This window comes from Verrucomicrobium sp. BvORR106 (genome assembly GCF_000739655.1).
In the GTDB taxonomy this organism is placed as follows: domain Bacteria; phylum Verrucomicrobiota; class Verrucomicrobiia; order Verrucomicrobiales; family Verrucomicrobiaceae; genus Verrucomicrobium.
On sequence record NZ_BATR01000104.1, the window covers coordinates 201,969 to 211,721 of the forward strand.

6 protein-coding genes are annotated in these 9,753 nt (G+C 61.9%); 5 read left to right on the plus strand and 1 reads right to left on the minus strand.

Annotated features, from left to right (window positions below):
• The first annotated feature begins 11 nt into the window (after nucleotides 1-11).
• From BV106_RS19145 to BV106_RS19160, 4 genes are all read left to right on the plus strand, one after another.
• Nucleotides 12-3,293, plus strand: coding sequence for a bifunctional proline dehydrogenase/L-glutamate gamma-semialdehyde dehydrogenase (locus tag BV106_RS19145; protein ID WP_038167238.1), 3,282 nt, complete (start codon nucleotides 12-14; stop codon nucleotides 3,291-3,293).
• A gap of 81 nt (nucleotides 3,294-3,374) precedes the next feature.
• Entirely contained in the window at nucleotides 3,375-4,397 is a 1,023-nt protein-coding gene (locus tag BV106_RS19150) for a Glu/Leu/Phe/Val dehydrogenase dimerization domain-containing protein (RefSeq protein WP_265595845.1), read from the plus strand.
• 8 nt (nucleotides 4,398-4,405) lie between these two features.
• Nucleotides 4,406-5,368 carry a hypothetical protein gene (locus BV106_RS19155; protein ID WP_063767962.1) on the plus strand — a complete coding sequence of 321 codons (963 nt, stop codon included), beginning with the start codon at nucleotides 4,406-4,408 and terminating at the stop codon, nucleotides 5,366-5,368.
• 40 nt (nucleotides 5,369-5,408) lie between these two features.
• Nucleotides 5,409-7,358: an OPT family oligopeptide transporter gene (locus BV106_RS19160; protein WP_038167240.1), complete on the plus strand. Its 1,950-nt coding sequence runs from the start codon at nucleotides 5,409-5,411 to the stop codon at nucleotides 7,356-7,358.
• Between the two features lie 48 nt (nucleotides 7,359-7,406).
• On the opposite strand, the gene BV106_RS19165 is transcribed toward BV106_RS19160, so the two are convergent.
• Nucleotides 7,407-8,642, minus strand: a complete 1,236-nt coding sequence (locus BV106_RS19165) for a substrate-binding domain-containing protein (RefSeq protein ID WP_265595846.1) — start codon at nucleotides 8,640-8,642, stop codon at nucleotides 7,407-7,409.
• A 230-nt stretch (nucleotides 8,643-8,872) separates the two neighbouring features.
• On the opposite strand from BV106_RS19165, the gene BV106_RS19170 reads away from it, so the two are divergent.
• Nucleotides 8,873-9,607, plus strand: a complete 735-nt coding sequence (locus tag BV106_RS19170) for a PEP-CTERM sorting domain-containing protein (protein WP_265595847.1) — start codon at nucleotides 8,873-8,875, stop codon at nucleotides 9,605-9,607.
• Nucleotides 9,608-9,753: the final 146 nt, after the last annotated feature.

Sequence of the window (9,753 nt, forward strand, 5' to 3'; positions counted from 1 at the left end):
CACGTTCGCTCATGACTGATCTCAGTTCCCGTGCCGTGGTCCGGGCGGCTCACCTGCTTGCCAACGCCCTCAAAGAACCGTCTGCAGCCGAGCGGGCAGAGGCTTCCCGGCTGTCCGGTATGGTGGATGACGAGCGTGGGAAGGCCTTCACTCTGGAGATGGTGGACCGGGTCTTTCGAAGCAAACGCCCTGTCCAGCAAGCCAGACGGTTCCGGGAGCTTTTGCAGAAGTTCGGCGCTCCTTCCTACCTGACCCCGGTGCAGCGGGGATTGATGAAGGTGGCGGAACTGGCGTCTCACTGGGTGCCCGGCGTGGTGATGCCGGCGGTGGCGCGGCAACTGAGGAAAGACAGTGCCCGAGTGATCCTGGCGGGTGAGAAAGGTCCTCTGCGGCGCTACCTGGAAGTGCGGACCCGACGCGGCACGAGGGTGAATTTGAACCAGTTGGGAGAGGCGGTGCTGGGTGAGGAAGAGGCGAATCATCGCCTGGAGGCCGTCCTGGAACTGCTGGCCCAACCAGAGGTCAGCTACGTGTCCGTAAAGATATCGGCGATCTTCAGCCAGATCAATCTGGTGGACTGGGAGGGTACGCTGGAGGCGGTGCAGCAGCGGTTGCGACGTTTGTACCGGGCGGCGCTGCCGGGGAACAAGTTTGTGAACTTGGACATGGAGGAATACCGCGATCTGGAGCTCACCCTGACGGCCTTCCAGCGCACGCTCAATGAGCCGGAGTTCTTTGGGTTGCGCGCCGGGATCGTGCTCCAGGCATATCTGCCAGACTCTTGGGCGGCCCAGCAGGAACTGACAAAGTGGGCCAGGATGAGAGTGGCTGGGGGCGGGGCCCCGGTGAAGCTGCGCCTGGTTAAAGGAGCCAATCTGGCGATGGAGCAGGTGGATGCGGAACTGCACGGCTGGAATGCAGCGCCCTATGCCAGCAAGACGGAGACGGACGCGAACTTCCGCCGCATGCTGGAGTTTGGGTGTCGTCCTGAAAATGCACGTGCCGTACGTCTGGGGGTGGCTAGCCACAATCTCTTCGACATCGCGCTGGCGCTGGAGATGCGTCAGCAGCCGGGGCTTTCTCCGCTGGTGGAACTGGAGATGCTGGAGGGCATGGCCAATCCGCAGGCGAGGGTAGTGCAGGAAGAAGCAGGCGGACTGCTGGTCTATGCGCCCATCGTGAAGCGGGCGGACTTCCACAGCGCCATGGCCTACCTGGTGCGTCGATTGGACGAAAACACTTCTCCCGACAACTTTCTGCGAGATCTGTTTGCCCTGGAGCCAGGGAGTGATGCCTGGCACCGGCAGGAGCATCGCTTTCTGGCTGGATGGGAGATGCGGTATCGTGTCTTTGGCGGCTCTTACCGGGCACAGGCCCGGACGTGGGAGGATGGCTGTTTCGTGAATGCCCCGGACACCGACTGGACCCAGGCCAGCGAGCGGGAGAAGCTGGCCCGGTCGCTTGCCAGCTTCAAACTCCAGGTGGTGCCCAAAGCGGGAGTGGATGCTTGTGAAACCGTCTTGCAGACGGCGACATCAGTACAACCTGCCTGGGAAGCGCTTGGGTTCGAGGAAAGGGGGAGGCTGCTGCAGGACTGTGCGGAGGTGATGGCGGCGGAAAGATTTCAGTCCATCGCCTTGCTCGTGCATGAGGGCAAGAAGGCGGCGGCGGAGGCGGATGCTGAGGTGTCCGAGGCCATCGACTTCGCCCGATACTATGCCGGTTATCGGCCAGGACCGCGGGTGCAGGCCTCGGCTCTGGGAACGGTGGTCGTGACGCCGCCTTGGAACTTCCCGTATGCCATTCCCTGTGGAGGCGTGCTGGCCGCGCTCATGGCGGGAAACAGTGTGATCTTTAAACCGGCGCCGGAAACCCAGGCCACGGCTTGGCTGCTGGTGCAACAACTGTGGCGTGCGGGTATTCCTCGTGAGGTGCTCCAGTTCTTCCCCTGTGAGGACGGAACGGTGGGCCAGGCGCTGATCACGGATGCCCGCACTTCGGCGGTGGTCCTGACCGGTGGCTACGAGACCGCCCGTCTTTTCCAAAGCTGGCGGCCCTCCCTGCGGCTCTATGCGGAGACCAGCGGCAAGAACTCCCTGATCATCACGGCGCAGGCGGACCGGGACCTGGCCATCAAGGACCTGGTGAAATCCGCATTCGGACATGCCGGGCAAAAGTGCAGTGCCGCCAGCCTGGCCATCCTGGAGGCAGAGGTGTATGATGACCCCGCCTTCCGCAGACAGTTGCGGGACGCGGCAGCGAGTTTGAGGGTGGGGGATTCCTCTAGTCCAGCGAGCATCGTGACGCCGTTGATCCGGGAGGCGTCCCCAGCCTTGAAGCGGGCGCTGACCACGCTGGATGACGGTGAGGAATGGCTCCTCGAACCAAAGCAGGATCTGCTCAACCCTTGTCTCTGGTCACCGGGCATCAAGCTCGGGGTGAAACCGGGTTCCTGGTTCCACAAGACTGAGTGCTTTGGACCGGTGCTGGGACTGATGCGTGCCATTGATCTGGATGACGCCATGCGCATTCAGAATGACAACGACTTCGGGCTCACGGGCGGCATCCACAGCCTGGATGACCATGAAGTGGCGCTCTGGCGGGAGAAGGTGGAGGTGGGAAATGCCTATGTGAACCGGTCCATCACCGGGGCCATTGTGCAGCGTCAGCCCTTCGGCGGCTGGAAGCGATCTTCTATCGGTCCAGGAGCCAAAGCCGGTGGGCCCAACTACGTAGGTTTGTTTCTGAGCTTCGCCGATGCGCGGACGGTGGCATTGAACGCCGTGGCGGCGAACTATGGCCAGGCCTGGGGCAGCCACTTTGCCCAGGAGCATGATCCCTCTGGCCTCCGGTGCGAGTCCAACATCTTCCGCTATCGTCCCTGTCGGGGTGTGGCGTTGAGACTGGAGCAGGAGGATGCCACGGTGCTGGAGCTAGCCCGGTTGGCAGCCGCGACCAGCGGCGTGAAGTTGCACGTGAGTCTGGCTTCCCAGGAGAGTGAGGCGCAGTTCCTGGACAGGCTGCCCGGCCTGGCGGCAGCTTGTGAGTTTCTTCGAACCGTGGTGCCTCCGTCAGATGCCATACTGGCTGCGGCGCATGCGGCCGGGTTGAACTGGATCGATGCTCCACTCGTTGCTGATGGACGGACGGAGCTTGTGCGATGGGTGCGGGAGCAGAGTCTGAGCCAGACGCTCCACCGCTACGGTCAGATGTCCGCAAGTGCGACGGAGGCAAGATTGGGAAAGAGCGTCCCACTCTCCAAGTCACCGGCCATGGTGCCAATGACGGCCTGACAGTGCTTTCCTTTTCTATCTCTACTTATGGATCACTCTCCTTTGCCCGCGCAGTCGGGACATGAATCAGTGCAGGTATGCATGGACCCGGCAACCGGGCTGCGCGCGATCATCGCCGTACACGACACTCGCCTGGGCCCTGCGTTAGGGGGTGTGCGAATGTGGAACTACGCCACCGAGGAGGAGGCCCAGTTTGACGTGCTTCGTCTGGCGAGAGGCATGACCTACAAGGCGGCCGCGGCTGGCTTGAACTTGGGCGGAGGCAAGGCGGTGATCATGGGTGACAGCCGTCGGGTCAAGTCGGATGCGCTGCTGCGTCGGTTTGGCCAGTTTGTGGAGCTGCTGGGCGGTCGTTACATCACGGCGGAAGATGTTGGCATTGGCACCCGGGACATCGGCATCATTGCCGAGACCACCTCGCATGTGGCTGGGCTGGCCGGACTAAGCGGTGACCCTTCACCCTTCACGGCCTATGGTACCTATCTCAGCATCAAAGCAGGCTTGAAGAAGGCGACGGGCAGCGACGAGTTGTCCGGTCGCAAAGTTATGGTGCAGGGGACGGGGCACGTGGGTCTGGCCCTGGTCAAGCTGCTCCGCAAAGACGGGGCCGTGGTGTTTGCTCATGATGTGAGGGAAGATTCCCTGAGGGATGCCGTGGTGGCAGGTGCCCGCATGGTGGAGGCAAATGAGGCCTATACCCTGCCCGTGGATGTGTATGCCCCGTGCGCCTTGGGGGCGACGTTGAATCCTGAAACCGTGCCCCGCTTGCGATGCAAGGTGGTGGCGGGCGCGGCCAACAACCAGTTGCTGAATGAGGACCGGGACGGTCAGGCTCTTCACGATCGAGGCATCGTCTATGTGCCGGACTTTGTGGCCAATGCTGGGGGCATCATCAACATCTCGGTAGAGCGTGAGGGAGGGTATGATCGCAACCGTGCCATGAAACTGACAGAGAAGATCCGTGACAACGTAGAACGGGTGTTTGAGATCGCAGACGCAGAACAGTTGCTGCCCCAGCAGGCCGCCATGCGGCTGGCGGAGATACGTCTGAACCGCGGCCCGCGTTCTCTGGCCATGCCCATTTCTGGTAACCCTGTTGCTTGAGACAGCCGATGAAATCCATTCTACTCACTTTCGCAGGTCTGGTGATGCTGACCCGCATGGCTTGCGGTGCGGAAAGCGATCCCTGTCAACAGCCCCCTCCAGAGGAAATGGCCCGGGCTGCTGGGGTGTCATTGCCCAAGTTGCCGTGGCATGTGGCAAACATCTGGTGGAACTTCGAAAAGCCGGTGGAGCACTTCACCTCCCTGGAGATGGAAGTGACGATCGACCGGGATGTTTCCTCGGACTACAACCTGTACATTTCCCCGGTGGGAATCGCCGAGATCAACGGGCTCTCCTTCTACGGCGGTCTACAGACCAACATCAACGGGTGGGCCTCTAAAGAGAGCCAGGAGCGGGTGCATCGGGGGAAGGGCGCCATCTTCTCACGTTGGTCCCAGGACAAGAAAGCGCCGATCGGGCTGGGCCACGTGAGAGTGGAGGCGGACGGTCTTTGTGAGAGTGCTGGCTATGAAGGGGAGTTCTGCAGTGTGAGACGGCCCTTTGCCTGGAAGGCGGGAACCTACACCTACATGGTGACGGCAGGCAAACAGGAAACGGTGGACGGGAAGGCGTGCACCTGGTTTGACTGTCGGGTCAAGGATGCCGAAGGACAGCTACACGACGTGGGGAGCCTGCGGTTCGAGGGCACGGATTTTACCTATTGGGCCAAGCATTCCGCGTTCGTGGAAGTGTACAGCACGTCGAAGATACCCAAGTCCGGCATTCCCAAGGTGAGTGTGACGTTTGGTCGTCCCCGGATCAATGGGGCGGAGGTAGCCTTGAAGAAGGTTCAAGCCTACTACCCTGACAGGGGCGGTCCGGACTCGCCCGACTGCGCGTGGATTCGGGCGGACGGGGAACGTTGTGTGGTGGAGGTGGGACCGATCTTCAAGAGAGATGAGTCCCGACGTCGTCATGACGTGACATTAGAGGTGGATACAGAGAAAGTGTCACCAGACAAGAAGCCCTGATCCTCCAGCCCAACATCCGCTGCCTTTCCTTCCACCCTGCATGCACGCCCCGGCCAAGCCCGCCCCTGAGTCTGAACTGCCAGCCGACGCCTCTCCGGAGGAGCTGGACCGCCACTGGTACAACCACGTCTACCAAGGCGACTCCCAGCCGCAACTGACCCTGCGCGCCGTGCTGGTAGGGGGAGTGCTGGGGATGTTCATGTCCCTCTCCAACTTGTACACGACGCTCAAGCTGGGCTGGGCGTTCGGCGTGGCAATCACGGCGTGTGTTCTTTCCTATGTCCTGTGGAACGGGTTGCGCGGGCTCAGCGGCGGCCGGCTCTCCCGCATGAGCCTGCTGGAGAACAACTGCATGCAGTCCACGGCCTCGGCCGCGGGCTACTCCACCGGGGGCACGGTGGGCACGGCCTTTGGGGCGCTGCTGCTGACGACAGGCATGCATCAACCTTGGTATGTGCTGGGCTCCATGGTGCTGCTCACAGCCCTGCTGGGCGTGCTGCTCGCCATCCCGATGAAAAGGCAGATGATCAATCACGAGCAGCTGCCTTTCCCCAGTGGCATCGCGGCGGCGGAGACACTCCGCAGTTTGTACGCTCAGGGATTGACGGCGATGCACAAGGCGTGGTCGCTCCTTATCTCTCTGGCGGTGGGCGGTGTGGTGGGTTTTCTGAGAACGGCGGGAGCGCTCACAGAGCAGTTGCGTCACACTGGTCGTCCTCAGGTGTGGCTGGAAGGGCTGCTTCGCACGGTGGGGATACCGGAGTCGCTGGCGCTCCCCGCTTGGCTCCAGACCTGGCGAGGAGTTGGTCTGGCGGGCTTTGCTTTTGAGCCAAGTGTCTTACTCATCGGGGCTGGCATGATCGTGGGACTGCGGGTTTCTCTTTCCATGCTGGCGGCTTCGGCCGTGCTTTATTTTGGGTTGGTACCTTGGTTGATGGAGCATGACCAGGCTCATGCAGGAGTGGCCGGGTATGTCCCGTCTCTGACGGCTTCTCACGGCATGGTCAACCCAGTGCGTTGGGCTCTTTGGGGCGGAACGGCGATCATGGTCTTTTCCAGCCTGACCTCGGTGGCGTTGCAGTGGCCGACCTTGGTGCGGGCTTTCCGTGCCGCGAAGGGGAGCCGGGCAGGGTCAGGTGATCAAGATCCCCTGACCCGGATCGAGGTGCCTTTCTCCTGGCTCATCATTGGTGCCCTCCCAGTGGGCCTGGCTCTGGTGATGGTGCAGTGGATGGCGTTTCACATTTCCCTGCCGCTGGGGATTCTGGCGGTGGTGATGTCCCTGCTGGTGGCTCTGGTCTGCTGCCGGGCCACGGGGGAAACGGACACCACGCCCATGGGGGCGATGGGCAAGGTAACCCAGCTGGTCTATGCCATGATGCCGGGGGCCGCGGGCAATGCCACGATCAATCTGATGTCTGCCGGAATGACGGCTGCCGCAGGAGCCAGCGCCTCGGATCTGCTGACAGACCTCAAGAGTGGTTATCTCCTCGGTGCCAATCCCCGGAAACAGTTCATCGCCCAGTTTTGCGGTGTGTTCTTTGGCACCTTGGCCATTGTGCCAGCATGGTATGCGCTGGTGCCGGACCGTGCTGCGCTGGAGGCCTTCAACCCGCCTGCGGCCAACATGTGGAAGGCGGTGTGTGATCTGCTTACCCAGGGGGTGCACATGCTCCCGCACACGGCGATTGTGGCCATGGTGGTGGGAGCAGCGATCGGGGTGGCGCTGCCGGTGCTGGAGAAACTGCTGCCGAAGGCCAGACCGTATCTCCCCTCTGCCATGGGGCTGGGGCTGGGGCTGGTGATTCCGTTTCAGAACGGATTGTCGTTTGCCCTGGGGGCCGCTGTTGCCGTGCTCTGGGGCAAGATGAGGCCGAAGAGTGCTGAGACGTTTTGCATTCCGGTGGCCTCAGGACTGGTGGCGGGTGAGTCGCTGGTGGCGGCGGTGATTGCCATTCTGTGCACCGTGGCGGGGTTTTGGGCGAGGTGAGTCTCCTGTTTAAAGGTTTCATTTTTCAATGGCTTGGGTTCGAGCCCACTATGCATTGAACGCAGTGCGGTACTCTTGCAGAGTTTGACCGGTGCCGCGGCGGAAGAACCGGCGGAGTTCTGCGGCATCGAGGAAACCCGTTTTGTGGGCGATGTCGCTGGGGCCAAGCGTGGTGGTGGTGAGCCAGTGCCGGATGATGTCGAGACGGGCGCGGTCCACCTCCTCCTTGGGACTAAGGCCCAGCGCGTCGAGGAAACGCTGACGCAGGAGGCTGGCGGAGACGCCGAGGCTTTCCGCTATCTCGCCCACCCGGGGTGCGGAGGTGGCGGCCTGCTTGCGGATCAGGCGCACGGCGGAGGCCACGAGGGCATCACGGATGGTGAGGACGTTGGTGCTTTCCCGGATGGTGACACCAGCGACGGGAATGCGCTGGATGTGGCCGCCGGGTGCAGAAAGACCCTGCATGAGGGAGTAGAGCGTCTCTGCGGCGCGCAGGCCGATGGCTTCCCCGGGGTAGGAGACACTGCTGAGGGGTGGAGTTGCGGCATGGCAGAAGTGGGACTGGTCATTGAAGCCCACCAGGGCCACATCTTGCGGGACACGAATGCCTGTGGCCTGGGCGGCCTGAAGCAGTCCGTGGGCGAGCATGTCATTTGCGGCGAAGACCCCGCAGGGACGGGGAAGCGACTGAAGAATGCCGAGATATATTTCATGAAGCTCCTTCCAGACGGTGCCGGTGTGGCGTTGAGTTTCTATCTGGAAGATCCTGGGTTCGAAGCCCGCCTGCATCATCGTCTGTTGGAAGCCGGCTTGCCGCTCCTGGGAATACCGGCGGGTGGCCCCAAGTCCGGTGAGACCATCGTCCACAAAGGGGGTGGCGCGCCCCAGATACGCAAAGTCCCGCAGACCCAAAGTGAGGAGATGTCGCGCCGCCTCGGTGCCACCACCCTCGTTGTCTGGGACGACACTGGGGAAGACTCCGCCGAGCCTCTCTGTGCTGAGATTCACGACAGGGATACCGGCCTTGCGCCAGGCGGTGGCTTCGGCCTGTGTGTAGCGGAAGACGATGAGTCCTTCACCCCGCCAGCGGGAATCGATGACCACCGGAGGGAGTTCGCCGCCGCTATCGATGGGAGCCTCAATGACCCAAGGCTCGTGAGCCTGCATGAACTTCAGGATGCCATCGAAGACGGGGCGTTGAAATGTGATCCATGAAGGGAAGCGAACGCCCACCCTTGGAAGCGGAAGAGTGGACGGAAGACCCGTAGAATGCGGGGCGGTCATGGACAGCACATGAAACGCGGAACGGCGGCCGCGGCAATGGAGCATTGTCACATTCTCGTGATGTCCATGGCGATTTTGCACAGGGTACTGCCTGTTTTGCAGAGCGACGCTTTCATTCGAACGGGCATGCTGGCGAGGGGAGTTCAGTGGTCTTCTGTGAGGTGAACTGCCCGGATTTGAAAATCCTCGTGTCATCCCCTATGCGACTCCTGCTTATCTCATCTTCCGCCATGCTTCTGTTCGCGGGAGCGGGGCAAATGGCAAGCGCGGCGGCGGTCATCCTGGCAAACTCTCCCAATGCGAATGGTCAGCCGAATACCAACGCCAATCTGCCGGCCACCTTTGGCGACAACGTGAGTCTGGCGGCACCCGGGAGTGCGGTCTTTGCGACCTCCGCTGGCGTGGTAGGAGTTACGGGCACGCCAGACATCGGCCTGACGTGGTCTGCCACCGGCGGCAGTTCGGCGAACGCCTGGCAGTCACACGCGTGGACCAATGCCGGAGGTGGGGCTTTGCAGATGGATGGATCGCAATTGAACAGCACCTACTCCATCACTTTCACGCCGACAGCCACCACTGGGGTGGTGTTGGGCGGATTCAACTTCATCGGCGACACCAATAACGACAGTTATCAATACCGCGTGGATGTGGTGAATCTGATGACTTCACAGACGGTTTTCACCGCCTCCACCGATCTCTGGACGACGAACCGGAGCCTGGGATTCAACAACGCACCTGCGGTGAACATCGACTACACGGGGGAACTGGGGGTGGCCTACCGGATGGACTTGGTGCGCATCGGTGGGACGGGCACGGATGGCTCTACGGCAGGAAGCTCCCCGGTGGACATCGCGATCGACAATCTCAGGTTTGACCAAGTGCCGGAGCCCTCCCGCGTGATATTGTTGGGCCTTGCGGCTCTGGCGTGTGTGGGGAGGAGGGGGAAGTTGCGAGTTAGGAGTTAGGAACAGGGCGGGATGAAGACCCAAAAAAAGAGGCTCCGATCCCGAATTGCCGGGGGAGCCTCTTGATTGATCGGAGGGAAGCTGGCGATTACCAGCCGCCCATGACTTCCAGGGTGTAGCCCCGGAGGTACTCCGTTTCCGGAATG

Excerpts from the sequence above, each read along its gene's own strand:
- BV106_RS19150 (WP_265595845.1), top strand. The coding sequence starts at position 3,375 with ATGGACCCGGCAACCGGGCTGCGCGCGATCATCGCCGTACACGACACT.
- BV106_RS19170 (WP_265595847.1), top strand. The coding sequence starts at position 8,873 with ATGCTTCTGTTCGCGGGAGCGGGGCAAATGGCAAGCGCGGCGGCGGTC.
- BV106_RS19145 (WP_038167238.1), top strand. The coding sequence starts at position 12 with ATGACTGATCTCAGTTCCCGTGCCGTGGTCCGGGCGGCTCACCTGCTT.
- BV106_RS19165 (WP_265595846.1), bottom strand. The coding sequence starts at position 8,642 with ATGACCGCCCCGCATTCTACGGGTCTTCCGTCCACTCTTCCGCTTCCA.
- BV106_RS19155 (WP_063767962.1), top strand. The coding sequence starts at position 4,406 with ATGAAATCCATTCTACTCACTTTCGCAGGTCTGGTGATGCTGACCCGC.
- BV106_RS19160 (WP_038167240.1), top strand. The coding sequence starts at position 5,409 with ATGCACGCCCCGGCCAAGCCCGCCCCTGAGTCTGAACTGCCAGCCGAC.